Source organism: Mesorhizobium sp. WSM4976 (assembly GCF_029625685.1).
GTDB lineage: Bacteria > Pseudomonadota > Alphaproteobacteria > Rhizobiales > Rhizobiaceae > Mesorhizobium.
Window position 1 is genome coordinate 66,397 of sequence record NZ_JARTVT010000011.1, and the last position, 26,838, is coordinate 93,234.

Genomic DNA, 26,838 nt, shown 5'->3' on the forward strand with positions numbered 1-26,838 from the left:
ATCAATGCATCAATCTTGATCAATATAATCAATATAAAGCGGCAAATGACGGAGTGGCTGACGCGGGAGCAAGCGCTGGAGCGGCTGAACGTCAGGCCGCAGACGCTTTATGCCTATGTCAGCCGTGGTCGCATCGGCATGAGGCCGGACGAGGCCGATCCGCGCCGCAGCCAGTACCGCGCCGACGACATCGCAGCACTTGCCACGCGCCGCGATCGCGGACGGAGCCCGCAGGCGATCGCCGAAAGCGCCATCGCCTGGGGCGAGCCGGCCATCGCCACATCGATCTCGACGGTGCTGCATGGCCGCCTCGTCTATCGCGGCAAGGACGCGGTGGAATTTTCGGCGACGGCGACGCTCGAAGAGACCGCCGAACTGCTGTGGGCCTCCGACCGTCCGCTGTCGTTCGCCTCGCTGACCCCTTCGGCCGCCCGGCAAAGCGGCACGCCGACCGCCTTCGCCCGGCTCTCGGCGCTGGCCGCCGAAGGCTGGCCCTCGCTCGGCCGCAGGTCGGCGATGCTGCAGCAGGACGGCGCCGCCGCCACCAGCGTGCTGGCCACGGCGCTCGGCGCGGCGCCGGGCTCTGAACCTGTGCATACGCGGCTGGCGCAAGGCTGGTCGGTGGAAGCCGATGGCGCCGATCTCATCCGCAAGGCGCTGGTGCTTTTGGCCGATCACGAGCTCAACGCCTCGACCTTCGCCGCCCGCGTCGCCGCTTCCACCGGCGCGCCGATCGCCGCCTGCCTGCTCGCCGGCCTTGCGACGCTCACCGGCCCGCGTCACGGCGGCGCGGGTGCTGCGGCGATCGCGCTGGTCGAGGATGCGGAGCGGCTGGGGGCTGACGAGGCGATTGCCCGCTGGCTGGCGCATGACCGCCCTCTGCCCGGCTTCGGCCACCCGCTCTATCCGGAAGGCGACCCGCGCGCAGACGGCGTCTTCTCCGGCCTCGAGATAGACGAAGGGCTGTCGCGCCTTCACAAGGCGGTCCTTGCCGCCACCGGCCTGCACCCGAATATCGATTTCGCCCTGGCCGCGATGACGCGCAGCCGGCGCCTACCCGCCGATGCGCCCTTCCGCCTGTTCGCGCTCGGCCGCAGCATCGGTTGGACGGCGCATGCCATCGAGCAGGTGACCAGCAACAGGCTGATCAGGCCCCGCGCCCGCTATGACGGACCCGTCGGCGTTTAGTGGCCCCGATGGGGTGTATAAGGGTGAAGCGCTTAGCGCTTTGCCTTGCGGTAAGGCGCGCCAGGGTGTGACGAGGTTCGGGTCAGGCCGAGTCCAGAACGATGGCTGCCGAGAACCTAAAGTACCTGAGCACCGGAAGCGCAGGCAGCCGTCGTTCGCAGGCCGGCCTCACTCGAATGTCGGCATACCCTTAAGACATCGTGTCGAGCTTGCGCTGCATCGCCGCGATCTGCGCCTTCAATTCCTGCAGATCGTCGGATTTCTCTTCCTTCTTCGGCGGCTCGGCCGGAGCCGCGGCACTGCCGCCCGCGGGCGGGAACGGCGTGAACATGCGCATGGCGTTCTGGAACATCTCGACGTTGCGGCGCGTCTGTTCCTCGAGCGCCTTCATCGGCGTCTTCATCATGTCCATCGGCGTCTTGCCGAAGGCGCCCTTCATCTGCTCGCGAAACCGTTCCTGCTCCTTGGAGAAGGCGATCATCGATTGTTCGAGGAAGCTCGGCACTATCATCTGCATCTGATCGCCATAGAAGGAGATGAGCTGTCGCAGGAACGGGATCGGCAGCATGTTCTGCCCGTCCTTGTTCTCCAGCTCGAAAATGATCTGCGTCAGCACCGGATGGGTGATGTCGTCGCCGGTCTTTGCGTCCTGGACCGTGAACTCCTCGCCCTTCTTGACCATTTCGGCCAAGTCCTCGAGCGTCACATAGGTGCTTGTGCCGGTATTGTAGAGCCGGCGATTGGCATATTTCTTGATGACGATCGGGTCGTCTTTTGCGGCCATCCGTATCCTCCCCAGGACACCGGCACCTTTAGGAGTAAGCGGCCGGTAACGATTGCGCCCTCTATCGAGGATACGCGCAAAAGCGTCACAATTCCAAGTGGTTTGTGCACTGCGGCATCAATTAATGCTGCACAGCCATTGCAAAATCCGCCGTGCGGCCAACGTCACGATACCGCGACTTGCGTGCGCCCTGCTTGCCGCGCATGGCGGCCATGCCCATTTCCGGTTTGACTCAGGTCGTTGAACGGGCAAGAAAAGTCTTCAACGATAGCCTAAAACACGACACCTCGAAGTCTGGAGAAGAAAATGGCCGCTTCCAATTCAATCGTCGTCGCCAGCGCCGCCCGCACTGCGGTTGGCTCCTTCAACGGCAGCTTCGCCGCCACGCCAGCGCATGAGCTCGGCGCCGTGGTCATCAAGGAATTGCTCGCCCGCGCGAGCGTCGAAGCCGCGGAAGTCGACGAGGTCATCCTCGGCCAGGTGCTGACCGCCGCTCAGGGACAGAACCCGGCCCGCCAGGCCTCGATCAATGCCGGCCTGCCGAAGGAAACCACGGCCTGGGGCCTCAACCAGGTTTGCGGCTCGGGCCTGCGCGCCATCGCGCTCGGCATGCAGCAGATCGCCGCTGGCGACGCCAAGGTGATCATCGCCGGCGGCCAGGAATCGATGTCGCTGTCGCCTCATGCCGGGCATCTGCGCGCAGGCGTCAAGATGGGCGACTACAAGATGATCGACACCATGATCAAGGACGGCCTGTGGGACGCTTTCAACGGCTACCACATGGGCAATACCGCAGAGAACGTCGCCCGCCAATTCCAGATCACCCGCGAAACCCAGGACGAATTCGCGCTTGCCTCTCAGAACAAGGCCGAGGCCGCGCAGAAGGCCGGCAGGTTCAAGGACGAGATCGTCGCCTTCACCATCAAGGGCAAGAAGGGTGACACCATCGTCGACCAGGACGAATATATCCGCCACGGCGCGACGCTCGACGCCATGACCAAGCTGAAGCCCGCTTTCGACAAGGACGGCACGGTCACCGCCGCCAACGCTTCCGGAATCAATGACGGCGCCGCTGGCGCGCTGCTGATGACCGAGGCGGAGGCCGCACGCCGCGGCATCACCCCGCTGGCGCGCATCGCCTCCTGGGCGACCGCCGGCGTCGACCCGGCGATCATGGGCACCGGGCCGATCCCCGCCTCGAAGCGGGCGCTGGAGAAGGCCGGCTGGTCGGTCAAGGACCTCGATCTCGTCGAGGCCAACGAGGCCTTCGCCGCCCAGGCCTGCGCCGTCAACCAGGGCATGGGCTGGGACCCCTCGATCGTCAACGTCAACGGCGGCGCCATCGCCATCGGCCATCCGATCGGCGCGTCCGGCGCCCGCATCTTCAACACGCTGGTCTACGAGATGCGCCGCCGCGGCGCCAGGAAGGGACTTGCCACGCTGTGCATCGGCGGCGGCATGGGCGTCGCCATGTGTGTCGAAGCGCTCTAAGCGAATAGCAAATAGGGAGTAGCGAATAGGAAAGAAAAAGCGACGCGCGGAGGGACATCAGACCCCTACTCGCTATTCGCTACTGCCTATTCGCTCAGCCGAATTTAAAGGGAGGAACTTCATGTCCAAGGTAGCAATCGTCACCGGCGGATCGCGCGGCATTGGTGCTGCGATATCGGTCGCCTTGAAGAACGCCGGCTATTCGGTCGCGGCCAACTATGCCGGCAATGACGAGGCGGCCCAGAAATTCACGGCCGAGACCGGCATCCCGGTCTACAAATGGTCCGTCGCCGACTACGATGCCTGCGCCGCCGGCATCAAGCAGATCGAAGCAGATCTCGGCGCGGTCTCGGTTCTGGTCAACAATGCCGGCATCACCCGCGACGCCATGTTCCACAAGATGACGCCCGCGCAGTGGAAGGAGGTCATCGACACCAACCTCTCCGGCGTCTTCAACATGACGCACCCGCTGTGGAGCGGCATGCGCGACCGCAAGTTCGGGCGCGTCATCACCATTTCCTCGATCAACGGCCAGAAGGGCCAGGCTGGCCAGGCCAATTATTCGGCCTCGAAGGCCGGCGACATCGGCTTCTCGAAGGCTCTTGCCCAGGAAGGCGCCCGCGCCGGCATAACCGTCAACGTGATCTGCCCCGGCTATATCGCGACGGAGATGGTCAAGGCGATCGACGAGAAGGTGCTCAACGAGCGCATCATCCCGCAGATCCCCGTCGGCCGGCTCGGCGAACCGGAAGAGATCGCGCGCTGCGTCGTCTTCCTGGCTTCCGACGAGGCCGGCTTCATCACCGGTTCGACCATCACCGCCAATGGCGGCCAATACTTCGCCTGACACACATTATCGCCAAGGGCGGCTCCGGCGCTGGAGCCGCTTGTTGTGGCCTGCCGGCGGCGGCAGCGCGACACCTTGCCTCCATTCGGGACGCAAAGGTTAACGACCGCGTCGAGCCCTGTACGCAACCCGCTTCACAAGCTGTGAGTTTTCGGTGGGCAAGCTGTGGATAACACCATATCTAGGGGTGAACAAACCGGGGAACTCCTTGCATCTCTGATTCGTCGCCGATTCGTTCTGGCTTTGGCCGAAAAGTTAACGGCAAAGGGCGAAAGCGTTATTCCAATCGTTAAAAGCGATTAAGAAAAATCAACAAATTCATAACCTTGACGATGGTCCTCGAACAGAGCGCGACCTTTCACCAGCGAAAGTTAACTGCCGCTAGATCCTGGCGGAGCCGAAGCATGAATCGGGCCAGTTTCCCGATTCAGCATGTGGTGAGACTCACCGTCAAAAAATCCACATATAGCCGTGAACAAAACCTGAATCAGAACGAGTCAGCGATTCGTCGCCGATTCGTTCCAGACTCGTTCCAGCCGTTAACAGCAGCCGGTTTTGACCGGGTCCGCCGATTCCCGCCCGCCCCCTAAAAGAACATTCCGCTTTCGCTCGGCGTCCTAAATCCCTATGTGTCGGCTGTCACACGCGGCGGCGCCGCCGCGCCTCCGATCAAAAGCACGATCCCGAAAAGTGGGAACCGGTTTTCGGAGAAAGATCATGCTTGAACAATCAAAGCGGCAGAAGCACTTATTTCCGAGCCGATGAATATCCAGCCGAAACACTCCCAGCCGCTGATCCTTTCGGGCCGTGACGTGACGGCCGTGCTCGGCCCCACCAACACTGGCAAGACCCATCTCGCCATCGAGCGCATGGTCGCGCACGAGACCGGCATCATCGGCCTGCCGCTGAGGCTGCTCGCCCGCGAGGTCTATGCGCGCGTCTGCGAAAAGGTCGGCGCCCACAAGGTGGCGCTGATCACCGGGGAGGAGAAGATCGTCCCTGCCGGCGCAAAATATTCGGTCTGCACCGTCGAGGCCATGCCGCGCGAGACTGACGCCGCCTTTGTCGCCATCGACGAGGTGCAACTCGCCGGCGATCTCGAGCGCGGCCATATCTTCACCGATCGCATCCTGCATCTGCGGGGCCGCCAGGAAACGCTGCTGCTGGGCGCGGCCACCATGCACGGCATCCTGCAGCGCCTGTTGAAGGGCGTGTCGGTGGTGACGCGGCCGCGCCTGTCGCACCTTGCCTATGCCGGGTCGAAGAAGCTGACCCGGCTGCCGCGGCGCACCGCGATCGTCGCCTTCTCGGCCGACGAGGTTTATGCCATCGCCGAGCTGATCCGCCGTCAGCAGGGCGGTGCGGCCGTCGTGCTCGGCGCGCTCTCGCCCCGCACCCGCAACGCCCAGGTCGAGATCTTCCAATCCGGCGACGTCGACTATCTCGTCGCGACCGACGCCATCGGCATGGGGCTGAACCTCGACCTCGAGCACGTTGCCTTCGCCCAGAACCGCAAGTTCGACGGCTATCAATACCGCAACCTGAGCGCGGCCGAGCTCGGCCAGATCGCCGGCCGCGCCGGCCGGCACCTGCGCGACGGCACGTTCGGCGTCACCGGTCAGGTGGACCCGTTTGACGACGATCTGGTCGCCAAGATCGAGGCGCACGACTTCGACCCGGTGAAGGTGCTGCAATGGCGCACCGCCGATTTCGATTTTTCCAGCCTCGACGCGCTCAAGCGCTCGACCGAGACCAATGCGCCGGTCGAGGGGCTGACCCGCGCGCTGCCGGCTGTCGACGCTCAGGCGCTGGAGCATTTGTCGAAGGACAGCGACATCCGCGCTTTGGCCACCGGCAAGGAGCGTGTCGCGCTGCTCTGGGAAGCCTGCGCGCTCCCCGACTACCGCAAGATCGCGCCGGCCCAGCACGCCGATCTCATCGCCTCTATCTATATGGACCTTGCGCGCCATGGCCATGTCGATGAGAATTACATGGCCGAGCAAGTGCGGCGCGCCGATACGACGGAAGGCGACATCGACACGCTCTCGCATCGGATCGCGCAGATCCGCACCTGGACTTTCGTCTCAAACCGTCCTGGATGGCTGGCCGATCAGCTACACTGGCAGGAAAAGACGCGCGAAATCGAAGACAGATTGTCGGATGCGCTGCATGAGCGGTTGACGAAACGCTTCGTAGACCGCAGGACTTCCGTCCTCATGCGGCGCCTTAGAGAAAATACCATGCCTGAAGCCGAAATCAGCCCAACCGGAACTGTCCTCGTCGAAGGCCATCATGTCGGCGAGTTGCAGGGGTTCCGCTTCACCGCCGACCAGAGCGCCGGCGGCGAGGACGCCAAGGCGGTGCGCACCGCCGCCCAGAAGGCGCTCGCGGCCGAGTTCGACGCGCGCGCCGAACGCTTTGCCGCCTGCGCCAATGGCGACCTGGCCTTGGGCTCCGACGGCGTCCTGCGCTGGATCGGCGCGCCGATCGGGACGCTGGTCGGCGGTGACGAGGCGCTGAAGCCGCGCCTGGTCCTGCTTGCCGACGAGCAGCTGACCGGCCCTGCCCGCGACAAGGTCGCGGCGCGCGCCGAGCGTTTCGTCAATTTCCAGATCGAGTCGCTTTTGAAGCCCCTGGTCGATTTGAAGAATGCCGACCAGCTTACCGGCATCGCGCGCGGCATCGCGTTCCAACTCGTCGAGCATTTCGGCCTGATCAATCGTCGCGACATAGCCGAAGAGATGAAGTCGCTCGATCAGGAAGGCCGGGCCGCGCTGCGCCGGCTCGGCGTGCGCTTCGGTGCCTACCACGTCTTCGTGCCGGCGCTGATCAAGCCGGCGCCGGCCGGTCTGGTGACGCTGCTATGGGCGCTGAAGAACGACGGCAAGGACAAGCCGGGCTTCGGCGACGTGGTGCACGCGCTGGCCTCGGGCCGCACCTCTGTCGTCATCGATCCGGCTTTCGACAAGACCTTCTACAAGCTCGCCGGCTATCGCAATCTCGGCCGCCGCGCCGTACGCGTCGATATCCTGGAGCGGCTTGCCGACCTCATCCGCCCGGCGACCAACTGGAAGCCCGGCCTCGGACAGCGACCGGACGGCGCCTATGACGGCCACGCCTTCATGGTGACGCCGCCGATGATGTCGATCCTCGGCGCCACTGCCGACGACATGGAAGAGATCCTCAAGGGTCTCGGCTATCGCTCCGAGGCGAAGCCTGCCGCCGAAGTGAAGGCGAAGCTCGAAGCCCAGGACAATGCCGCCCGCGAGGCAGCGGCGGCGAAACTCGCCGCCGAAGAGGCAGCCCTTGCCACGCAGGCGACGGAGGCGCCCACTCCCGAGGTTGCCGCCGAGCCAGCATCCGTCGAGGCCCCGGGGACGGCTAGCGCAGAAATCCCAGCGCTGGAAACCCCGGCAGAAAGCACGGCCGAGCCTGTCGACGAAACAACCGGACAGGAGACCGTGGCAGCGGAAGCGTCCACGCAAACCGCGGCAGCAGGCGAGCCGGCCCCGCAAGGCGATGAGCTGGCCAACGAAGCCATGACGGAGGAAGGCGCACCCTCGGACCAGGTCGAGTCCTCCCCGGTAGAGACGCCGACCGCTAGCGAGACCACCGCATCGGCTGAACCGGCGACGGGAGTCGTCACCGCCGAAATGGCGGCCGAGGCTGAAGAACCGAAGCCTGTCCTTCTGTGGCGTCAGGCGCGTTTCGACCACCCACGCCCCCGCCAGCGCCACGACAACCGTCGCGACAATCGCCAGCGCGGTGGCCAGCCGGCGCGCGACGGCCAGACGGGCGCCGCGGGCGGCCAGCCCGGCGACCGGCCGGTCCATGAAGGCCGCCGCGAGCAGCGCGACGGCGCCGGCAAGCCGCGCTTCGACCGCTCGAAATTCAAGCCGAGGCCGGATGCAGGCGACCGCCGCGAGGGCGGTGAACGCCGCGAAGGGCGGCCGCAAGGCGAGCGCCCGGATCGCCACGAGGGGGGCCGCCGCGAGGGCCGGCCCGACTGGAAGGGCAACAGGCAGGACGGCAAGGGCAACGCTCCTGGCGGCAAGCCGGCCTTCCAGGGCAAGCCGCGCGATGAGCGCCCGCAGCGCTTCGATCCGGATTCGCCCTTCGCCAAGCTCGCAGCATTGCGCGATCAGCTGAAGAAATAGGCTAGAGCATGATCCCGAACCGAAGGACCGCGTCAGCGAAAAGCGGGAACCGGTTTTCGGATAAGATCATGCTCCAGCAAAGCTAGCCCGATGATTGGAGAAGACCGCCAGCGCATCGACAAATGGCTGTTCTTCTCGCGCGCGGTGAAGTCGAGGTCCTTGGCGGCGAAGGTCGTCGTTGCCGGACGCGTGCGCATCAATCGCGACAAAGCAGCGCAGGCCTCCGAGCTGGTGAAGCCCGGCGACGTGCTGACCATCACGCTCGAGGGCCGTATCCTGGTCTGGAAAGTGCTGGGTTGCGGCACGCGGCGCGGGCCAGCCGATGAAGCGCGCCTGCTTTACGAGGACTTGTCGCCGACGCCGACGCCCAAAGGCGAGGCTGTCGCGGACGCCATTCCGGCACTGCGCGAGGCCGGCAGCGGCCGCCCGACCAAGCGCGAGCGCCGCCAGACCGACCGTCTGCTCGGCGACGATTGAGACATGACGGGTCCGGGGCGCGGCCCGAGCAGTTCAACCAAACCTGCGCAGCGATCAGGCTCGGTGACCTCGATCCGCTCTTGCGGCCGGAATTCCTTTCCGGCCCTCCGGCTCCGCCGGCAATCCCTGCCCTTGCATGCGGCGGGCAAAGGCGTTACCTCAGCCAAAAAAGCCCAACAAAATGGGACGTTCCGGAGCCTGCAATGACCTATGTAGTGACCGACAATTGCATCAAATGCAAATATATGGACTGCATCGAGGTCTGTCCGGTCGACTGTTTCTACGAGGGCGAGAACATGCTCGTCATCCATCCCGACGAGTGCATCGACTGCGGCGTGTGCGAGCCCGAATGCCCGGCGGATGCGATCAAGCCGGATACCGAGGGCGGTCTCGACAAATGGTTGCAGATCAACGCCGAATACGCCGAGAAATGGCCCAACATCACGGCCAAGAAAGAACCGCCGGCCGACGCAAAGACGTTTGACGGCGAGACCGGGAAGTTCGAGAAATATTTCTCGACCGAACCCGGCGAGGGTGATTGATAAAGAGGCCGACAGCGCTGGCATGACGCCGCGTAACGGGGCCGATACAAATACTGTCTTGACAGGCAGGGTCTTTGCTTGGCGTTAGCGAACGCAGCAAAACCTTGATTCTTCCGACTTTTTGTGTTACATAAGCCAAACATGCCGGTGACACGACGTCGATTTATGGCGCTAACGCCCCAAATCACTGAAAGGTGAGCTTTTAAATCCGGACCAGAGCGATCTGGGGCAGGCGGTCGCATTTGTGCGATATGCCGGTCCTCTGCTTTTCCGGTGGGTTCATCCTGTTGCGCGGCTAATGGTCGGCTATCGCCGGCCTCATGGGTTCGCGCCGGCATGATGCCGGCGGCACAACTAAGGAGTTCAGGGCGTAATGGCAACGATCACCCCGCAGAAGAAGTCCACAGCGGCCCGCCACGGGTTCAAGACTGGCGAGTTCATCGTCTATCCGGCGCATGGCGTCGGCCAGATCGTCGCGATCGACGAGCAGGAAGTTGCGGGTCACAAGCTGGAACTGTTCGTCATCGATTTCCAGAAGGACAAGATGCGGCTGAAGGTGCCGGTCGCCAAGGCGACGTCGATCGGCATGCGCAAGCTGTCGGAAGAGGATTATGTCGACCGCGCGCTGAAGGTCGTGCAGGGCCGCGCCCGCATCAAGCGCACCATGTGGTCGCGCCGCGCCCAGGAATACGATGCCAAGATCAATTCCGGCGACCTGATCTCGATCTCGGAAGTCGTGCGCGACCTCTACCGCGCCGACAACCAGCCCGAGCAGTCCTATTCCGAGCGTCAGCTCTATGAAGCCGCGCTCGACCGCATGGCCCGTGAGATCGCCGCGGTGAACCGCATGTCGGAGACCGAGGCGGTGCGCCTCATCGAGGTCAACCTTAACAAGGGCCCGAAGCGCGGCGCCAAGGCCGACAATGAAGAATCCGAACAGGAAGAAGCTGCCTGAGCTTTTTCGCCTTTAAGTTACGAAGAACCCGGCCTCGCGCCGGGTTTTTTGTTTCCGAAAGGCCTATCGAAGGTTATGCGCCGCCACCTTCCTTCTGCGCCTCCTCCTGGCGCAGCGAGGCAATGAAGCGCTTCGTCCGCTCGCGCTCCGGATTGTCGAACACGACCGAGGCCGGACCCTTCTCGACGATCGCGCCGGCATCGAGGAAGACGACCTCCTGCGCGATCTTCGAGGCGAGCCTCAGATCATGCGTGGCCATGACCATGGTCGTGCCTTCGCGAGCGAGTTGCCCAAGCACGTCGACTACTTCCTGCGCCAGCTCCGGATCGAGCGCCGAGGTGGGCTCGTCGCAGAGCAAAACACGCGGCGACGGCGCCAGCGCGCGGGCGATCGCCACGCGCTGCTGCTGGCCGCCCGATAGCGTCGCCGGCCAGGCATCGGCCTTGTGCGCCATGCCGACCTTTTCGAGCAGCGCCGTCGCCCGCTCGCGCGCCCTCGGCTCTGGCCATTTCAGCACCGTCACCAGCCCTTCCATGACATTCTCGATCGCCGTGCGATGCGGGAAGAGCTGGAAGTTCTGGAACACCATGCCGGTCTGCAGGCGGATGCGCTGGATATCTTTTGCCGGCACCTTGCCGCCCGGATGGAACGCAAGCGTCTCCTCGCCGATGCGCAGGGAACCGGACGACGGGATCTCCAGCAGGTTGATGCAACGCAGCAGCGTGCTTTTGCCCCCGCCGGAAGGGCCGACCAGCGCCGTGACGCTGCCTTCGTCGATGCTGACGGTGACGCCCTTCAGGACAAGATTGTCGCCAAAATGCTTTTCGATGTCGGTCAGGCCAATCATGCGTTGGCCTCCAGGAACCCGCCATAGCGGTTGAGTCGTACCTCCAGCCGCGCCTGTAGCGCCGACAGCACCGAGCTCAATGCGAGATAGAGCGCCGCCGCCTCGACATAGAGGATCAGCGGTTCATAGGTGGTGGCGACAATGCGCTGCGCGGCCTGGAACATTTCCGGAACCGTGATTGCGGCCGCCAGCGAGGTGTCCTTGACCAGCGAGATGAAGGTGTTGGAGAGCGGCGGCACCGCGACGCGTCCTGCCTGGGGCAGGATGGTGCGCCGCATCGCCTGGCTCCAGGTCATGCCGATCGAATAGGACGCCTCCCACTGGCCCTTCGGCACGGAGCCGATGACGGCGCGGATGATCTCGGAGGTGTAGGCGCCGATGTTGAGCGTGAAGCCGATCAGCGCCGCGGGGAAGGCATCGAGCAGGATGCCAACGGACGGCAGGCCATAGAAGATCAGGAACAGCTGCACGAGCAGCGGCGTGCCGCGGAAGATCCAGACATAGAAGCGCACCAGCGCGACCAGCGGCTTCGGGCCGAACAGTCTGATCAGCGCCGTCAGCAGCCCGGCAATAAGCCCCAGCGCGAAGGACAGAAGTGTCAGCGGCACGGTGAAGATCAGCGCCGCCCATAACAGCGTCGGCAGCGATTCCAGCATCAATTGCAGCCAGTGCGGCACGGGGCGCTTCTCCTTTCCAGATACGGCGGCGCGTTCCCCCGTATGGACTGACTATCATGCAAAAACCGGCGAGCCGTCAAAGACGGCCCGCCGGCATTCAGGCAAAAGACTGTTCGGCTTACTTCGAAACGTCCTGGCCGAAATACTTGTCGGCGATCTTCTTGTAGGTGCCGTCGGCCTTGATGTCGGCCAGCGCCTTGTTGATGGCCGCGACCAGTTCCGGATCGCCCTTGCGCACGATGACGCCGGAATAGTCGGCATTCTCTTCCTGCGCGGCGATCTTCACATTGGCGTCCGGCTTATGCTTCTTGAAATCCAGGAAGGACAGGCTGTCGTTGATGGTGGCGTCGGCGCGGCCGGTGAGCAGAAGCTGGATCGACTGGTCGAAGCCGTCGGTGCCGACCAGTTCGGCGCCATTCTTCTCGGCCAGCTTGCCGAAATTCGAGGTCAGCGACTGCGCCGACTTCTTGCCCTTGAGATCGGCGAAGGTCTTGATGTCGGTATTGTCGCCGCGCACGATCAGCACCGCCTTCGAGGCGATATAGGGATCGGAGAAATCATACTTGGCCTTGCGGGCGTCGGTGATGCCGACCTCGTTTATAACGGCGTCGTAGCGGTTGGCGTCGAGGCCTGCGATCAGACCGTCCCACTTGCCTTCGAGGAACTGAACCTTGACGCCGAGCTTGTCGCCGATGGCCTTGGCGATCTCGACGTCGAAGCCGACGAGGGCGTTGGATTCGTCATGGTAGGTGAAGGGCGCGTAGGTGCCTTCAGTACCGACCTTGAGCACACCGGCCTGTTTGATCTGGTCAAGATTGGCGCCGGCATGACCAGCGGTGGCCGCCAGAACCTGCAACGTGCCGGCGATAAGGAGCGATGTGAGCCATTTCATTTTTATGTGATCCCGTTTTGACCGGTGCCCCGGTGCGATTGTGAGAGCCGGAAACTGACAGATAGAAGGCCGCAAAATAAGGAATAAGATTTCAAAAATCGACTCTGCCAGAAATCTGATACTCAAAATCGCCGGAAAATCCCCAAGCGGCATTTCCCGGCCAATAACAAAATGGTCCCGCTGGCAACATCTTCCCCCTCGGGGCGGCGGAACCATCCATGCGCCTGACACGTTGCATGGCTGTTGTAGGGCGCGGCGGCGTCTTTTCAACCGCTGGAAGTTCAATCACCGCCAACAGGAGCCGGCATGATCGAGGACGCGGCAGGACGGACACTGGTCCGGGCGGCAATGAAGGCTCCCTATCTCGAGCGTGACGAAGAGCATGTCCTTGCGCTTCGCTGGAAGGAAGAGAACGACCAGCACGCGCTGCACAGGATCACCGTCGCGCATATGCGCCTGGTGATCTCCATGGCCTCGAAATTCCGCCACTATGGCCTGCCGCTCGGCGACCTGATCCAGGAGGGCCATGTTGGCCTCCTCGAGGCGGCGGCTCGTTTCGAGCCCGCACGGGAAGTTCGCTTTTCGACTTATGCGACCTGGTGGATCCGCGCCTCGATGCAGGACTATATCCTGCGCAACTGGTCGATCGTGCGCGGCGGCACCAGCTCGGCGCAGAAGGCGCTGTTCTTCAACCTCAGGCGCTTGCGCGCCCGACTGGCCCACGGCGCTGAGCCGCTTTCCAACGCCTCGCTCTACCGTGAGGTCTCGGCGGCGCTCGGCGTGCCCGAATCCGACGTGGCCATGATGGATTCGCGCCTGTCCTCGCCCGACAGCTCGCTCAACGCGCCCTTGGCCGACGAAAACGGCGCGGCCGAGCGGATGGATTTCCTGGTCTCCGAAGATCCGCTTCCCGACGAGATCGTCGGCGAGCGGATCGATGTCCAGCGCCGGGCCGTCTGGCTGAAGAGCGCGCTCGGCGCGCTCAACGCCCGCGAGCTTCGCATCATCGAGGAGCGCAGGCTGAGCGATGACGGCGCCACGCTGGAATCGCTTGGCGAACAGCTCGGCATCTCCAAGGAACGCGTCCGCCAGATCGAGGCCCGCGCCATGGAAAAGCTGAAGCTGGCCCTGGTGAAACAGAACCCGGAATTTTTGGCGAAAGCCGCCTGAGGCCAACCCTACCTCGATCCGGCGATAGGTATTTAGTAAATAAGAAAATATAGCCAACGGGGCGATTTTCCGTCATCCATACCGCTGGATTGTGAGGTCTTTAACAGACCATTGCGTCGCAATTGGCCTCTTTGAAGCCTCCAGATCATACATATGGGGGATTTGTCATGCTGCGATGCTGCGCGCTCCTTGCAGCCTTGATCCTCGTGGGTCTCACGACGTTCGAAGCGCATGCCGATCGACGGGTTGCCCTCGTCATAGGCAATTCGCAATACCGCGAAATCCCGGCCCTCAAGAATCCGGACAAGGATGCCGAGGATGTATCGAAGACATTCCGGCTGGCCGGCTTCGAGGTGTTCGCCGCCAAGGACCTCACCAGGCTCCAGTTCGAAGAGAAGTTCCGCAACTATCTCGCGGCCGCGGACGGTGCCGATCTGGCGGTTGTCTATTATTCCGGCCATGGCTTTCAGGTCGGCGGTGAGAATTTCCTGATCCCGGTCGATGCGTCGCTGAAAGACGCGGCCGACATGGAGGTCCAGGCCATCAAGGTCGATGACATATTGCGACAGCTGCGCTCGAGATCGAAGGTGCAGATGATCATCCTCGATGCCTGCCGCAACGATCCTTTCCCGCGCAAGGATTACTGGCTGCGCGACCAATTAATCGTCGCGGGCGACAGCGGGCTCGCGCAGGTGACAGGGTCGCAGAACACGCTGATTGCCTTTGCGACCGAGCCCGGTGCGGTAGCCTATGACGGATCCGGCGACCTCAGCCCGTTCTCGTCCGCCTTCTCGCGCCGCGCGCTGGCGCCGAACCAGGAGATACGTTCGGTGATGGCGGCCGTGCGCCGCGATGTGGTCAAGGCGACCAACGGCAAGCAGGTTCCGTGGGAGAATTCGTCGCTGCTCGACGACGTGGTGCTGATGCGCGGGACGGAACAGCCCGCGCAGCCGCCCGACGCTGAGCAGGACCAGCAAACGGCGGAGCGCGGAATCCAGGTCGCCGCTGCCGCCGAAGCGATCGGAAATCGCGACATCCGGGTCCCGGTCGGCGTCGGCCCCGTGCCGCTGAAGCTGGATTTGCCGGCCAAGGATGCCTCCCTCAGCCTCAAACTTGCGGGCTACCCGGCGACCGGGACGCTGTCCCTGCCTGATCGCGTGCTTTCGCCGCAATCGAGTCTGATGGCCGCTGAGATCGGCAATCTGCGCTACGAGCCGCAGATCGGCTCACCCGCACCTGTTGACGTTGGCTTCCAGATCCGCGTGGGCAACGCCGCGAAACAGGCGACGGTGAAACTGTCGCCGAACGTCGAGCCCTGCGACCAGGCCGCCGGCGAGCCGCTCGACCTGCAGGGCGTAGTCTCGGGCCGGTTGCCAAACGAGATCGGCAGCGGCGCCGTCGAGGCTTGCGAGGCGGCGGTGAAGTCCTACCCTGATGTCGCCCGCTTCCGTTACGAGCTGGGGCGGGCGCTGCTGGCGTCGGGCAGGGTTGATGACGCAACGAAAGCGATCCAGGAAGCGGCCGACAAGGGGCACATCCGCGCCGTTTACGAGCTCGGCTACATCGCCGCGTCCGGAATGGGGGCGGCTCCGGATCTGACCAAAGCCAACAGCCTCTATGCGCAGGCATCGGACAAGGGAGATCCCTACGGCATGACTGCCTTGGGGCGCGCCTTGTTCGATGGTGTGGGCGTCCAGCGTGATACCGCCAAGGGACTCGATTTGCTGCTCAAGGCGGCGGCCATGGGGCACGTCGATGCCACCAAGGACCTTGCGGTGATCTTCCGGGACGGCCGCAATGGCGTGCCGGCGGACGCGGCCCGGGCCTTGGCTTTCCTCAGAGCCGGCATTGACCGGCAAGAGGCCTACTCGATGGCCATTCTCGGTCTCTTACCCAGGCGAAGTGAAATGTCGATCGCGGTATGCAAGCCCAAGGTGGTGACGAAGGTGGTCACGAAGATAAAGGTGATCCGCACTCCCGCGCCACCAGTACAACCGCCGAAGATCACCACGCCAAAGGCGCCTCTGGTGCCAATCGAGCCGGTGCCCTGGCGCGGCAATGCCGGCGACAACGATCACTCGCCGCCCGAACGCGGCAGCGGCGACAACAGCAACGGTTGATGGCATCGGCGATGGTGGCGATGCTGCTATCGCCGACCGCCGACGATCCAGGTGCGGCGGTAATACAGCGACCTGACAGCAACCCCGGCCAATAGCGGTTTCTGGCCGCTCTGGGCTTACTTGTCCGTGACGATCTTGACCTTGTCGCCGGCCGACACGCTGGCGCCCGGCGACATGGCATTGAGCACCCTGAACAGGTCGAGCTTGCGGTCGACGCCGACCATTTGTGCGGCCAGCGAGCCCATCGTCTGGCCGGCCTGGACGGTGACGACCCGGATATGCAGCGGCTTCAGCGCCGCCTTCTCGGTCGGGCTCAGCACACGGAAAGAGCCGCTGACCGAGCGCGCGACCGGATCCAGCGACGCGCTGGCCGAGGGCGCCGCCGTCAGCAGCCGGTAGACCTGCCCGCCGGCGCGGATCACCGCGATGTCGAACTGCCAGCCTTGCGCGGTTGCATGCGCCGTCGCCGCCTCGTTGCCGTTGATCGTCTCCTGGCGCACGCTGGTGTCTTCGAGTCCCGCCACCCAGCCGCTGCGGATGTAATCGGCGAGCGAGACCGACTTGTCGATCGCCACGCCGTCGAAACGAATGGCGATGTCGCCGGGCCCGGTCGCGGTGACGGCGGCCGCCGAATTGTCGATGACGAAACCGTCCGGAACGGTGAAGGAGACACCAAGATTGGGGTGCATGAAGGTCTGGCCGCGCACATAGCCCTCTTCCGGCGTGTCGCCATAAAGCAGGCCGTCTATACCGGCGAGGAATGCGTCGCGGTCGCGCGTGCCGACGCCGGGCGGGCCGAAATTGCGCGCCAGGCGCTGCGCCAATTCGATCCGCTGCGGCGTGTTGGGATGCGTCGCCAGGAAGTCGAGGCTGGCGTCGGTTGCGCCGCTGACCGAACGGAAATCCGTGTAGGCCGACATCGACTGCAAGAAGCGACCGGCGGCGTAAGGATCGTAGCCCGCCTCGCCGATCGACTTGATGCCGATGGCGTCGGCCTGCAGTTCCTGGTTGCGCGAGAATTGCGCGAGCCTCAGCTTGCCCCGGATGAGCGCCGCCTTGGCGGTCGGGCTGTCGCCGAGCACATCGGAAACCACCTTGGTCGCCAACCCCTCCTCGGCCTCGAGCTGCTGCCGCTGCAGGCCGTGATTGGCCGTGACGTGACCCATCTCATGCGCGATGACGGCGGCAAGCTCGGAGGAATCATTGGCCAGCGCCAGCAGGCCGCGCGTCACATAGAGATAGCCGCCCGGCAGCGCGAAGGCATTGACGTTGGGCGAGTTGAGGATGGTGATGCGGTAGGTCTGTGTGGGGTTGGCAGACACCACCGTCAGATTGCCGACGACCTTGGCCACCATGCGCTCCAGCTTCGGATCCGAATACTCGCCGCCATAGGTAGCGAGAATGCGCGGATGCTGCGCTTTCGCCATTTCGGCGAGCTTGGCGTTGGCGACGACATTGTCGACGGTGATCGGCTTGTCTGAAGGCTGGAAGCCGCTCTCCTGCACGTCCGGCGGCGTGAACATCTGGCAGCTGGCCAGCGCCACGGCGACGCCCGCCAGCGCGAAAAATCGTGCCAGTGGCCTCATCCACACTTTTTCAACGCCGGTCGACAGATCGGCTTCCTTTCGAAATATTTCGGCAAATCACGGCCCCGCCGGACCAGCATGGCCGGACCTAGCCACACTCCCCCGGACAAGGCAAGCAAACGCCGGATCACCCATTGACGGTTTGACCGTAAATTATGTCCGCTTCCGGGCAATATGTTGTGATCCGGCAACGGTGCCGCCTCGATCGCCGATATAGCGCCTGAACGCATCCGGTCCAGAGCGATCGAAGAAATCGTCGGCCGGCCCGGTCGCCGCGATCCTGCCCTCATCGAGAAAGGCCACGTCCTGGCCGATCCGGCGCGCATCTTCCGGCTGATGGGTGACGAACAGCACCGTCATTTTGCGCTCGGCATGGATGCCGGCGAGAAGGTCGAGCATGTCCTCGCGCAGCGCCGGACCGAGCGACGCGAAAGGTTCGTCGAGCAACAAGACGGGCCGGGCGCGCAGCAGCACCCGCGCCAGCGCGACGCGCTGCCGCTCGCCGCCGGAGAGCTCGCGCGGCAGCCGCTTTTCCTTGCCGGCCAGGCCGACGCGCGCCAGCGCCTCGGCGACGGCGGCGCGATCGGCATCGCCGAGCTTCAGCGACGGCGAGCGGCCGAGCCCGACATTGGCTTCGACCGTGAGATGCGCGAACAGATTGTTTTCCTGGAACACCATCGACACCGGTCGCGCCGAGGGCGGCACGTTGCCAAGGTCGATGCCGCCGATCAGCACCTTGCCGGTATCGGGCGTTTCGAAGCCGGCTATCAGATTGAGCAGCGTCGACTTGCCGGAGCCACTCGGACCCATGATCGCGGTGATCCTGCCAGCCGCGAACTCGGTATTGAAGCGGAAGGACGCCTCGCCATAGCTGAACGACGCGTCTTCGAGTGTGACGGTCAGCGCCTTCCCTGTCGCGATGCCGTTGTCCGTCGATGTCATGCCTTCGCTTCCCGCCCCAGCCAATCGGCGGCGACGACCAGCATCAGGCAAACGAGGCCGAGCAGCAAGGCAAGTCCCGCGGCGTCCGCGGTCCGGTAGCTGCCCATCCGCGCGAGCAGAAGATAGGGCAAGGTCTGCACAGAATCGCTGCCGAACAGCGCGATCACGCCGAGATCGCCGAGCGACAGCGCCATGGCGAAGGCGAGGCCGGTCGCTAAAGGCCGCCTGAGCGACGGCCAGTCGATCAGGCTGAGCCGGCTCCAACCGGCTACGCCGAGCGCCAGGCAAAGCCGCTCATGACGCTCGCTTGCCGCGTCATAGGCCGGTCGAATGGCGCGTATGGCGAACGGCATTGCCATCACCGCGTTGACGGTGACGACCATGACCGGCGCGACGGCAAACACATCGGTGATGCTACGCAGCGCCAGGAACCAGCCGGCGCCAAGCACGATCGGCGGCACGACGAGCACGAAGCCGGCCCCGGTGTCGGCGGCATGTTCGAGCAGCGACATGGCACTGCCCGCACGGCGATGCAAAGCCAATGCGCGCCGCGCCGCGATCAATGCCAGCGACAGCGACACGCTGAGCAGTGCCGCGAGCAACGCGAGGCCGGCGCTGGTGAGCGTGGCGCGGCGCACCGCCTCTTCGCCCGCCAATCTGCCGAGGTCGGCCTGAAGGCCCGAAACCACCGTCGCCACCATCGGTCCGGCGACGAACAGCAGGGCGAGCGCGATGAGGCCGGCATTCAGCAGGCTTTCGATCCGGCCAGCCGAAAGGTAGCGGCGCGGCGCGACCGGCAGATTGGCGTCGCCGACCGTGTTGGCGCCGAGCCGCGTGAGCGCTGCGACCACCACGAACGTCAGTGCGATCTGCAGCAGCGTCAGCACCACCGCACGGGCCGGATCGAAGTCGAAGCGCAGCGCCTGGTAGATGGCCACTTCCAGCGTCGTCGCAGCCGGGCCCCCGCCCAGCGTCAGCACGATGGTGAAGGAAGTGATGCAGAGCATGAAAACCAGCCCGGCGACGCCCGGCAATGCCGCGCGCAGCACCGGCCATTCGATCAGCCGGAAGGCCGGCCGGGCGCCCATCCCAAGCTGGCTCGCCAGCCGCCACTGGTCGGCGGGAATGGTGCCCAGCGCCTCGAGGAACAGGCGCGTGGCCAAGGGCAGGTTGAAGAAGACATGCGCGACCAGGATCCCGGAGAGACCGTAGATGCCGGGCCACTCTCCGCCGCCGCGCCCGGCGAAGACGCCGGCAAAGTAACCGGCGCGGCCGTAGAGCGCCAATATGCCGAGCGCGGTGACGATCGCCGGCAACGCCAGCGGAACGGCGAATAGCTGCAGGATCAGGCGGCGACCTGGAAAGGCCGGATGCCGCGACAAAGCACGTGCAACCAGGAGTGCCGGCGCGACCGACAGAAGCGTCGACAGCAGCGCCTGCCAGAGCGTGAAGCGGGCGACGCGAAACAGATAACCGTCGAAAGCCGCATAGGCCCCGGAGAGGTCCTGTGCGCCTTCGAGCATGAGGCCGGCAAACGCGCCACCGATGAGCCCAGCGATGGCAGCAAGGGCGATGACGCCGGCGGTGACGCGGGAGTCAGGACGCGGCTGCACGTTGCGCCTTGCTGGAATTCAGCCAACGTCGCGTTCCTTCGCGCCTCCCTCTGGCCTGCCGGCCATCTCCCCCACAAGGGGGGAGATCAGATGTCGCGCCGGCTTTCGCCAATCGCCAACGTTGAAAATCGCCCGCCGCCGGTGAAGCTGCCAATCTCCCCCCTTGTGGGGGAGATGTCCGGTTTGCCCTCCGTAGCCGCGGCGCAGCTGCTGCGAAGGATGGGCAGGACAAAGGGGGGCGCCGTAGAGCGATCATCTTACGCTAAAAGCGGGCCTACTTGCTCATCACCGCCAGCCACTCATCAACCCACGCTTTGCGGTTAGCCGCGACGTCCGCCGGGTTGAACAGCAGCGTCTTGGTCGGCTTGACCAACTTGTCGAAGGCCGGGTTGAGCGGCTTGTCGGTCTTGCCGGCCGGGAACATCCAGTTTGTCTCCGGAATGATGTCCTGGAATTTCGGCCCGGTCATGAAGGCGATGAATTTCTGCGCCAGCGGGTTCTTGGCGCCCGTTGTGGTAACGCCGGCAACCTCGATCTGCAAGTACTCGCCTTCCTCGAAAGAGGCCGCCTGGTAGCGCTCGGTGTTCTCGGCCACCATGTGATAGGCCGGCGAGGTCGTGTAGGAGAGCACCATAGGCGCCTCGCCCTTGGTGAACAGGCCATAGGCCTCGCTCCAGCCCGGCGTTACCGTCAGTACTTTCGTCTTGAGCTTGGCCCACGCCTCCGGCGCCTTGTCGCCATAGACCGACTTCACCCAGAGCAGCAGACCGAGGCCGGGCGTCGACGTGCGCGGATCCTGGATGACGATCTTGTCGGTGCCGCTGCCTTCCACCAGATCCTTGAGGCTCTTCGGCGGGACTTTTAGCTTCTGCGTGTCATAGACGACGGCGAAATAGCCGTAGTCGAACGGCACGAAAGTGTCGTCCTTCCAGCCGCCGGGCACATTGATGCCGGAGATTTCGCCATGCGGCGCGAACAGGCCGCTCGCCTTGGCGTCCGCCGTCAGGTTGGTGTCGAGGCCGAGCACGACGTCGGCCTTGGTGCCGGCACCTTCCAGTTTGACGCGGTTGAGTAGGGCGACGCCGTCGGCCACCGAGACGAATTCGAGGTCGCAGCCGCATTCGGCTTCGAATTCCTTCTTCACCGCCGGGCCAGGCCCCCAATCAGCGGTGAAGCTTTCATAGGTGTAGACGGTGAGCTTGTCCTTGGCCGCGGCAGGCGCAACGCCGGCTAGAAGCGAAACAAGGCCTGTTGCCAGAACTAGACGGGACAGTATCGCGCGCATCGGCGCCTCCTTCGTTCGTGTGACAAGGAATTGAGGCGCCGGATGGTCCGAAACGTCTAATCCCTCCGCCGGTACAAACCGGATCAGGTTCAGCGGGTTGGCTTGATTGCCTCTCAGCCGGATAATGTCCGGCACCCCGTTAGAGCGCCTCGACAGATAGGCCCGGCCGAAGCGGCGCGCAAGCGGAAGTTTGCCGGGCAGCTAATGGTCCGGGCAGGAACCGAAGCGCGGCGCATCCGGCTTCCGTTTCACTTGGAGGGCTGGTAAGGGCGACGGCCATGGGCACATTCACCATCCTGCTTGGCGGCGAGCTTATCCGCACGCCCCGGCTCGAACGCCAGATCGCTGGTTCGCGCGTCATCGCCGCCGATGCCGGCATCGGCCATGCCCGCACGCTTGGGCTCATGCCGGAACTCTGGGTCGGCGATTTCGACTCGGTGCCGGCAAACCTGCCCGAAGATCTGGCCTCCGTCCCACGAAAAGTCTTCCCGGCCGAGAAGGACATGACCGATGGCGAGCTCGCCATAGCGGAAGCGCTCCAGCGCGGCGCCACGAGCCTCGTGCTGGCCGGCGCCTTCGGCGGCAAGCGCGCCGACCATGCTTCCTTGCATCTGGCGCTCGCCGTGCGACTGGCCGAGGCGGGCACGACCGTTCTGCTGACAAGCGGCGCGCAGGAAGGTGTTCCCGTTTTGCCGGGTAGCGCCGCCTTCGACTATGCGGACGGCACCCTGTTTTCGGTGCTCGGCTTCTCCGAGCTCGCAGGCCTGACGGTTACCGGCGCGAAATGGCCGCTCGACCACGTCGAGGTGGCGTTCGGCTCCTCGCTCACTATATCCAACGAAGTCAGAGGGCGGCTTGGCATAGCGCTGGAGCGCGGCCGGGCGCTGCTTCTGGCCCACCCCTATCCTCTTCCCGAAAGCTGACATTCCAGACATGGCGCCGCCACTTCTCAATCTCGACGGCATTAAACTGACCTTCGGCGGCACCCCGCTGCTCGACGGCGCGGCGCTAAGCGCATCCGCCGGCGAGAAGATTGCGCTGGTCGGCCGCAACGGTTCGGGCAAGTCGACCCTGCTCAAGATCGCCGCCGGCATGGTCGAGCCGCAGGACGGCGAAGTCTTCCGCCAGCCTTCGGCCACGGTCCGCTATCTGCCGCAGATGCCGGACATGGACGGCTTCGCCACCGTGCGTGCCTATGTCGAGGCCGGCCTCGGCCCGGCCGACGATCCGCATCGCGCCACCTATCTGATGGAACATCTCGGCCTCACCGGTGAGGAGAAGCCGGGCGATCTCTCCGGCGGCGAGGCGCGGCGCGCCGCCCTTGCCCGTGTCATGGCGCCCGAACCCGATATCCTTCTGCTCGACGAGCCGACCAACCATCTCGATCTTTCCGTGATCGAATGGCTGGAAGAGGAGCTTGCCCGCACCTCGTCCGCCGTCATTCTGATCTCGCACGACCGCCGTTTTCTGGAGCGCGTCACCCGCGCCACCGTCTGGCTCGATCGCGGCCAGACGCGGCGGCTGGACAAGGGCTTTGCCCATTTCGAGGAATGGCGCGACCAGGTGCTGGAGGAGGAAGAGCGCGAGCAGCACAAGCTCGGCCGCCAGATCGTGCGCGAGGAGCACTGGCTGCGCTACGGCGTGACCGCGAGGCGCAAGCGCAATATGCGCCGTCTCGGCGAATTGCAGACGATGCGCCAGCGTTTTCGCGGCCATCGCGGCGCCGAAGGCACCGCTACCATGGTGGCGAGCGACGCCGCGGAATCCGGCAAGCTGGTGGTCGAGGCCAAGGGCATCGATAAGAGTTTTGGCGACCTCACCGTGGTCAAGGGTTTCTCGACCCGGATCCAGCGTGGCGACCGCGTCGGCCTGGTCGGCCCGAACGGCGCCGGCAAGACGACGCTTTTGAAGATGCTGACCGGCGAGCTGGCGCCGGATGCCGGAACCGTGCGGCTCGGCGTCAATCTGGAGATCGCGACGCTCGACCAGAAACGCGAAGCGGTCGATCCGCAGGAGACGCTGGCGCATTATCTTACCGACGGTCGCGGCGAGAACCTGCTGGTCAACGGCGAGCAGCGCCACGTCGTCTCCTACATGAAGGATTTCCTGTTCAAGCCGGAGCAGGCGCGCACGCCAGTGCGCGAGCTCTCGGGCGGCGAGCGCGCGCGTCTGCTGCTCGCCCGTGTGCTGGCGCGGCCGGCGAACCTCCTGGTGCTCGACGAGCCGACCAACGACCTCGATATGGAAACGCTGGAACTGCTGCAGGAGCTGGTCGCGGGCTTTGCCGGAACGGTGATCCTGGTCAGCCACGACCGCGACTTCCTCGACCGCACCGTCACCAGCGTGATCGCGCCGGAGGGCAATGGCCGCTGGATCGAATATGCCGGCGGCTATTCCGACATGCTGGCGCAGCGTGGCGGCTCGAAGCTGGAAGACCGCAAGGCGAGGTCGAAGGCCGAGGCCGCCGAGGCTTCGCCGAAAGCCGAACAGGCTGCGCCGAAGGGCCCGGCGAAGAAGCTCTCGTTCAAGCAGAAATTCGCATTGGATTCCCTGCCGAAGAAGATCGAAGCGGTGACGGCCTCGATCGCCAGGCTCGAGAACAACATCGCCGATCCCGCCTTCTACGAGCGCGACCCTGTCTCGTTCCAGAAGACCATTGCTGCGCTCGACAAGGAGCGCGCGACGCTCGCAGCACTCGAGGAAGAGTGGCTGGAGCTGGAGATGCTGCGCGAAGAAATGGAGGGTTAGCAGTCCTCGTTGCGCTGACGCAGCGATGCGCATGAACTATGCGCATATTGAGGTGACCGTCATGCGCAAGATTGCGACGAACGCAAATCGCCAGCCAGCTAATCTGTCGATCGATTCGCAGCTCATGGCGGAAGCCAAGGGGCTCAACGTGAATGTATCGCGGGCTGCGGAGGCCGGCATAGCGGAAGCGGTTGCCGCGGAGAAAACGCGGCTATGGAAGCTTGAGAACCGTGCGACGATGGACGCTTGGAACGACTATGTCGACAAGCACGGCATCCCGCTCGCCGAACATCGGCAATTCTGATGGCGCGCTATGACGTCTTCGCCAGCGGCATCGAAGGCGGCTATCTGCTCGACGTTCAATCCGACCTGCTCGACCACTTCAAGACGCGAGTTGTCGTTCCGCTTCTGCCGCTGACCTCGGCACCTTCGCCGATGCGCAAGCTGCATCCGGTCCTTGAGATCAATGGCCGGAAGATGGTGATGGCCACCCACCTCATCGCGACGGTGGCCGCAACCGAACTCGGCGAAAATCGAACCAATCTCATGAGCCGCCACGACGATATCGTCGCGGCGCTCGAGATGCTCTTCCAAGGCTTTTGAGGCGCCTGCCTTACGCAATTCCGGACGGAAAACCGCTCACACTTTTCCGGGAATTGCTCCTCACCCCGAGGTCTTCGCCGCCCAGGCCTTCAGCGCCTCGTCGAAAACCTTCTCGCCGGGGATGCCCTTTTCCATGGTGAGCAGCGCGCGGCGTCCGGTCTTGTAGACCACCGGCACGTCGATCCAGGACTGTCCCCGGAGCAGCGTCAGGTTGGCGTCCTCGTCGGCCTTGGTGTCGTTGAGCGCGACGAGGAAGAAGCCATCGCCGATCTTGGCCGGGAGGCCGATCAGTGGGCTGCCGGCGTCCTGCTCCGAGCTCTTCATGGCGATGCGCAGAAGGCCGTCGACGCCGCCGCCGTCGAAGTCTTTCGGCGTCAGGAAGATCATTTCGATGATATGGCTGGCCGGCAAGGTCTGGTCGGCGTTGCGCCGAATCGTCATGCGCAGCTGGAGATTCTTGCCGGGGATCGTCGCCTCGGCGCGGATCGCCGGCTCCGGCGGCAGGTCGCCGCCGGGCGATTCCTGCACCAGCGACCAGACGATGCTGCCGGGCTCGGCCGTGCCCTGCTGTGTGCTGGTGCGTTCCTCGTAGAATATCGCCTTCTGGCCGACCGGCACCGTCGCCTGGGCCGCCGCCGGAGCGGGTGTGGCCGGCGGCGTTGTCGCCGCTGCTGGTGGCGTGGCGCCCGCCGCGGGGGGCGTCGTTGCCGCAGCAGCCGTTGGCGGTGTGGTTCCAGCCGCCGGCGGCGTCGGATTGGCCGCGCCAGTCGCCGGCGCCGCGGCGGGCGGCGTTTGTGTGGCGGGCGCAGGCGCAGCGCCGGTCGGCGCAGGCGCCGTTGCCGGGGCGGCCGGCGGCCGCGAGGTCAGCGCCGCGACGGATTCGCCTTCCCCGATAGTGGCCTGTCCGCCAGCCGGACCGGGATCGGTCTCCTTCCCCTCGGGCGTCAGGCGCTGCGTGAACTTGGTCGTGTCGGCGGGCTCGCCTGTAGCCGCCGGAGCCGGGGCCGGCGCTGCAGCCGTCTCGGTCGCAGGCTTCGTCGGAGCGGGCTTGACCAGCGGCTCGGTCGAGACCGTCTTGTTGCCCCCACCGACGCCGAACAGCGAGCCGAACGCGCTCTTGTTCAGCCATATGCCGTAGCCGCCGCCGGCCAGCACCAGAAGCGCGATGACGGCAGCGATCAGGCCGCCATAGCCGCGCTTGCGCCGCTGCGGCTGAGGCCGCAACCGTTGGAAAGTATCGGCCGCCGGCTGCTCGTCATTGGCAAAGACGTCGCTGCCGTCCTCGGCATCGGCGGCATCCATGCCAGCGAGGCCTACATCGTCCTCGCGCGGCGACGGCATCGGCGGTGGTGGCGCTTTCTGCCAGGCAAGCTCCGCCTTTGGCGCGGCTTGCCGGCTCGGCTCCGTCCTCGCCGTGCTTTGCCAGGCCGGCTCTGTCTTCACAGGGCTTTGAGGCGCCGGCTCAGCCTTCGTCGTGCTTTGCCAGGACGGTTCGGCCCTGGCGGGCGTCGGCGCCGGCTTAGGGGGGGCTGGTTTGAACGGGTCCGACTTGGGGGGCGCCGGCACAATCGTGGGCGGCGCCGGCTGGCGGGAGTGGGTCGGCTGATTCCTGTTGCGGTCGATGGAGGAGAAGATATGCTCCAGCTCCGCCAGCGGATCGGCGGCGGGAACGCTTTTGGCATAACTGCGCTCGACGCTTGAGATGGCGTCCTCAAGGGTACGCTTCTGCTGATCGACGACCGAAGGCGCCAATGGTGGAACGCGATCGGCAAGCTTCTTGGCGATTGTCGCCCGTGCCTTGTCATAGACCTTCGACCGCATCTCCGGCGTGTTCTCGCTGAGATTGTCGATCGTCTTTTTCAGAACAGCGATGAAATCTGCCATGCGTCAGGTGACCTGCATTCTTCTCCCGCC

22 protein-coding genes and 1 riboswitch are annotated in these 26,838 nt (G+C 64.7%); of the genes, 13 read left to right on the forward strand and 9 right to left on the reverse strand.

Annotated features, from left to right (window positions below; genetic code table 11):
• Window positions 1–45 precede the first annotated feature (45 nt).
• Entirely contained in the window at window positions 46–1,188 is a 1,143-nt protein-coding gene (locus P9272_RS15155) for a citrate synthase (RefSeq protein ID WP_278161150.1), read from the forward strand.
• A 190-nt stretch (window positions 1,189–1,378) separates the two neighbouring features.
• Here P9272_RS15155 and phaR read toward each other — a convergent pair whose 3' ends face one another.
• Complete coding sequence (phaR, locus tag P9272_RS15160; RefSeq protein ID WP_128258789.1) at window positions 1,379–1,972, reverse strand: polyhydroxyalkanoate synthesis repressor PhaR; 594 nt, start codon at window positions 1,970–1,972, stop codon at window positions 1,379–1,381.
• 306 nt (window positions 1,973–2,278) lie between these two features.
• Between phaR and P9272_RS15165 the strand changes: the two genes are divergently transcribed.
• The 6 genes from P9272_RS15165 (at window position 2,279) to P9272_RS15190 (ending at window position 10,441) form a co-directional block, all read left to right on the forward strand.
• Window positions 2,279–3,463, forward strand: a complete 1,185-nt coding sequence (locus P9272_RS15165; protein ID WP_128258788.1) for an acetyl-CoA C-acetyltransferase — start codon at window positions 2,279–2,281, stop codon at window positions 3,461–3,463.
• Window positions 3,464–3,584: 121 nt separating this feature from the next.
• Window positions 3,585–4,310: an acetoacetyl-CoA reductase gene (gene phbB / locus P9272_RS15170; RefSeq protein WP_128258787.1), complete on the forward strand. Its 726-nt coding sequence runs from the start codon at window positions 3,585–3,587 to the stop codon at window positions 4,308–4,310.
• Between the two features lie 761 nt (window positions 4,311–5,071).
• Window positions 5,072–8,467 (forward strand): helicase-related protein, encoded by a 3,396-nt coding sequence (locus P9272_RS15175; protein WP_278161151.1) that lies wholly within the window; start codon window positions 5,072–5,074, stop codon window positions 8,465–8,467.
• A 90-nt stretch (window positions 8,468–8,557) separates the two neighbouring features.
• A complete protein-coding gene (locus tag P9272_RS15180) occupies window positions 8,558–8,944 on the forward strand; it encodes an RNA-binding S4 domain-containing protein (RefSeq protein WP_128258785.1) in 387 nt (128 codons plus the stop codon).
• 203 nt (window positions 8,945–9,147) lie between these two features.
• A complete protein-coding gene (fdxA, locus tag P9272_RS15185; RefSeq protein WP_127865606.1) occupies window positions 9,148–9,486 on the forward strand; it encodes a ferredoxin FdxA in 339 nt (112 codons plus the stop codon).
• Window positions 9,487–9,859: 373 nt separating this feature from the next.
• Window positions 9,860–10,441, forward strand: coding sequence for a CarD family transcriptional regulator (locus P9272_RS15190; RefSeq protein WP_095816705.1), 582 nt, complete (start codon window positions 9,860–9,862; stop codon window positions 10,439–10,441).
• 73 nt (window positions 10,442–10,514) lie between these two features.
• On the opposite strand, the gene P9272_RS15195 is transcribed toward P9272_RS15190, so the two are convergent.
• From P9272_RS15195 to P9272_RS15205, 3 genes are all read right to left on the reverse strand, one after another.
• A complete protein-coding gene (locus P9272_RS15195; RefSeq protein ID WP_278161152.1) occupies window positions 10,515–11,288 on the reverse strand; it encodes an amino acid ABC transporter ATP-binding protein in 774 nt (257 codons plus the stop codon).
• Entirely contained in the window at window positions 11,285–11,965 is a 681-nt protein-coding gene (locus P9272_RS15200; protein WP_128258783.1) for an ABC transporter permease subunit, read from the reverse strand. The genes P9272_RS15195 and P9272_RS15200 overlap by 4 nt, the downstream gene beginning before the upstream one ends.
• 118 nt (window positions 11,966–12,083) lie before the next feature.
• Window positions 12,084–12,857 (reverse strand): amino acid ABC transporter substrate-binding protein, encoded by a 774-nt coding sequence (locus P9272_RS15205; RefSeq protein WP_278161153.1) that lies wholly within the window; start codon window positions 12,855–12,857, stop codon window positions 12,084–12,086.
• A 306-nt stretch (window positions 12,858–13,163) separates the two neighbouring features.
• Here P9272_RS15205 and P9272_RS15210 point away from each other — a divergent pair, with 306 nt between their 5' ends.
• Complete coding sequence (locus P9272_RS15210; protein WP_128258781.1) at window positions 13,164–14,027, forward strand: RNA polymerase factor sigma-32; 864 nt, start codon at window positions 13,164–13,166, stop codon at window positions 14,025–14,027.
• A gap of 167 nt (window positions 14,028–14,194) precedes the next feature.
• Window positions 14,195–16,147 (forward strand): caspase family protein, encoded by a 1,953-nt coding sequence (locus tag P9272_RS15215; RefSeq protein ID WP_278161154.1) that lies wholly within the window; start codon window positions 14,195–14,197, stop codon window positions 16,145–16,147.
• A 116-nt stretch (window positions 16,148–16,263) separates the two neighbouring features.
• Here the strand turns inward: P9272_RS15215 and P9272_RS15220 are convergent, their stop codons facing one another.
• From P9272_RS15220 to thiB, 4 genes are all read right to left on the reverse strand, one after another.
• Window positions 16,264–17,733 carry a M48 family metalloprotease gene (locus P9272_RS15220; RefSeq protein WP_278161155.1) on the reverse strand — a complete coding sequence of 490 codons (1,470 nt, stop codon included), beginning with the start codon at window positions 17,731–17,733 and terminating at the stop codon, window positions 16,264–16,266.
• 153 nt (window positions 17,734–17,886) lie between these two features.
• On the reverse strand, window positions 17,887–18,675 hold the full coding sequence (thiQ, locus tag P9272_RS15225; protein WP_278161156.1) for a thiamine ABC transporter ATP-binding protein: 789 nt from the start codon (window positions 18,673–18,675) through the stop codon (window positions 17,887–17,889).
• Window positions 18,672–20,288 (reverse strand): thiamine/thiamine pyrophosphate ABC transporter permease, encoded by a 1,617-nt coding sequence (gene thiP, locus P9272_RS15230; RefSeq protein ID WP_278161157.1) that lies wholly within the window; start codon window positions 20,286–20,288, stop codon window positions 18,672–18,674. Before thiP ends, thiQ begins: the two co-directional genes overlap by 4 nt.
• A gap of 274 nt (window positions 20,289–20,562) precedes the next feature.
• Window positions 20,563–21,573 (reverse strand): thiamine ABC transporter substrate binding subunit, encoded by a 1,011-nt coding sequence (gene thiB / locus P9272_RS15235; RefSeq protein WP_278161158.1) that lies wholly within the window; start codon window positions 21,571–21,573, stop codon window positions 20,563–20,565.
• A 43-nt stretch (window positions 21,574–21,616) separates the two neighbouring features.
• Window positions 21,617–21,722: riboswitch (TPP riboswitch) on the reverse strand.
• 129 nt (window positions 21,723–21,851) lie between these two features.
• Between thiB and P9272_RS15240 the strand changes: the two genes are divergently transcribed.
• The 4 genes from P9272_RS15240 to P9272_RS15255 all read left to right on the forward strand — a co-directional run bounded on the left by P9272_RS15240 (window position 21,852) and on the right by P9272_RS15255 (window position 24,924).
• Window positions 21,852–22,496, forward strand: coding sequence for a thiamine diphosphokinase (locus P9272_RS15240; protein WP_278161159.1), 645 nt, complete (start codon window positions 21,852–21,854; stop codon window positions 22,494–22,496).
• Window positions 22,497–22,506: 10 nt separating this feature from the next.
• On the forward strand, window positions 22,507–24,321 hold the full coding sequence (locus P9272_RS15245) for an ABC-F family ATP-binding cassette domain-containing protein (protein WP_278161160.1): 1,815 nt from the start codon (window positions 22,507–22,509) through the stop codon (window positions 24,319–24,321).
• Window positions 24,322–24,382: 61 nt separating this feature from the next.
• Entirely contained in the window at window positions 24,383–24,625 is a 243-nt protein-coding gene (locus tag P9272_RS15250; protein WP_128258894.1) for a type II toxin-antitoxin system CcdA family antitoxin, read from the forward strand.
• Window positions 24,625–24,924, forward strand: coding sequence for a CcdB family protein (locus tag P9272_RS15255; RefSeq protein WP_278161161.1), 300 nt, complete (start codon window positions 24,625–24,627; stop codon window positions 24,922–24,924). The genes P9272_RS15250 and P9272_RS15255 overlap by 1 nt, the downstream gene beginning before the upstream one ends.
• Window positions 24,925–24,984: 60 nt before the next feature.
• Here the strand turns inward: P9272_RS15255 and P9272_RS15260 are convergent, their stop codons facing one another.
• Window positions 24,985–26,808, reverse strand: coding sequence for a hypothetical protein (locus P9272_RS15260; protein WP_278161162.1), 1,824 nt, complete (start codon window positions 26,806–26,808; stop codon window positions 24,985–24,987).
• Window positions 26,809–26,838: the final 30 nt, after the last annotated feature.

Coding starts and splice junctions, on each gene's coding strand:
- P9272_RS15260 (WP_278161162.1), bottom strand. CDS start 26,808: ATGGCAGATTTCATCGCTGTTCTGAAAAAGACGATCGACAATCTCAGC.
- P9272_RS15180 (WP_128258785.1), top strand. CDS start 8,558: ATGATTGGAGAAGACCGCCAGCGCATCGACAAATGGCTGTTCTTCTCG.
- thiB (WP_278161158.1), bottom strand. CDS start 21,573: ATGCGCGCGATACTGTCCCGTCTAGTTCTGGCAACAGGCCTTGTTTCG.
- P9272_RS15175 (WP_278161151.1), top strand. CDS start 5,072: ATGAATATCCAGCCGAAACACTCCCAGCCGCTGATCCTTTCGGGCCGT.
- P9272_RS15190 (WP_095816705.1), top strand. CDS start 9,860: ATGGCAACGATCACCCCGCAGAAGAAGTCCACAGCGGCCCGCCACGGG.
- P9272_RS15220 (WP_278161155.1), bottom strand. CDS start 17,733: ATGAGGCCACTGGCACGATTTTTCGCGCTGGCGGGCGTCGCCGTGGCG.
- P9272_RS15240 (WP_278161159.1), top strand. CDS start 21,852: ATGGGCACATTCACCATCCTGCTTGGCGGCGAGCTTATCCGCACGCCC.
- P9272_RS15210 (WP_128258781.1), top strand. CDS start 13,164: ATGATCGAGGACGCGGCAGGACGGACACTGGTCCGGGCGGCAATGAAG.
- phbB (WP_128258787.1), top strand. CDS start 3,585: ATGTCCAAGGTAGCAATCGTCACCGGCGGATCGCGCGGCATTGGTGCT.
- P9272_RS15250 (WP_128258894.1), top strand. CDS start 24,383: ATGCGCAAGATTGCGACGAACGCAAATCGCCAGCCAGCTAATCTGTCG.
- thiQ (WP_278161156.1), bottom strand. CDS start 18,675: ATGACATCGACGGACAACGGCATCGCGACAGGGAAGGCGCTGACCGTC.
- P9272_RS15215 (WP_278161154.1), top strand. CDS start 14,195: ATGCTGCGATGCTGCGCGCTCCTTGCAGCCTTGATCCTCGTGGGTCTC.
- P9272_RS15195 (WP_278161152.1), bottom strand. CDS start 11,288: ATGATTGGCCTGACCGACATCGAAAAGCATTTTGGCGACAATCTTGTC.
- P9272_RS15165 (WP_128258788.1), top strand. CDS start 2,279: ATGGCCGCTTCCAATTCAATCGTCGTCGCCAGCGCCGCCCGCACTGCG.
- fdxA (WP_127865606.1), top strand. CDS start 9,148: ATGACCTATGTAGTGACCGACAATTGCATCAAATGCAAATATATGGAC.
- P9272_RS15155 (WP_278161150.1), top strand. CDS start 46: ATGACGGAGTGGCTGACGCGGGAGCAAGCGCTGGAGCGGCTGAACGTC.
- P9272_RS15205 (WP_278161153.1), bottom strand. CDS start 12,857: ATGAAATGGCTCACATCGCTCCTTATCGCCGGCACGTTGCAGGTTCTG.
- phaR (WP_128258789.1), bottom strand. CDS start 1,972: ATGGCCGCAAAAGACGACCCGATCGTCATCAAGAAATATGCCAATCGC.
- P9272_RS15255 (WP_278161161.1), top strand. CDS start 24,625: ATGGCGCGCTATGACGTCTTCGCCAGCGGCATCGAAGGCGGCTATCTG.
- P9272_RS15245 (WP_278161160.1), top strand. CDS start 22,507: ATGGCGCCGCCACTTCTCAATCTCGACGGCATTAAACTGACCTTCGGC.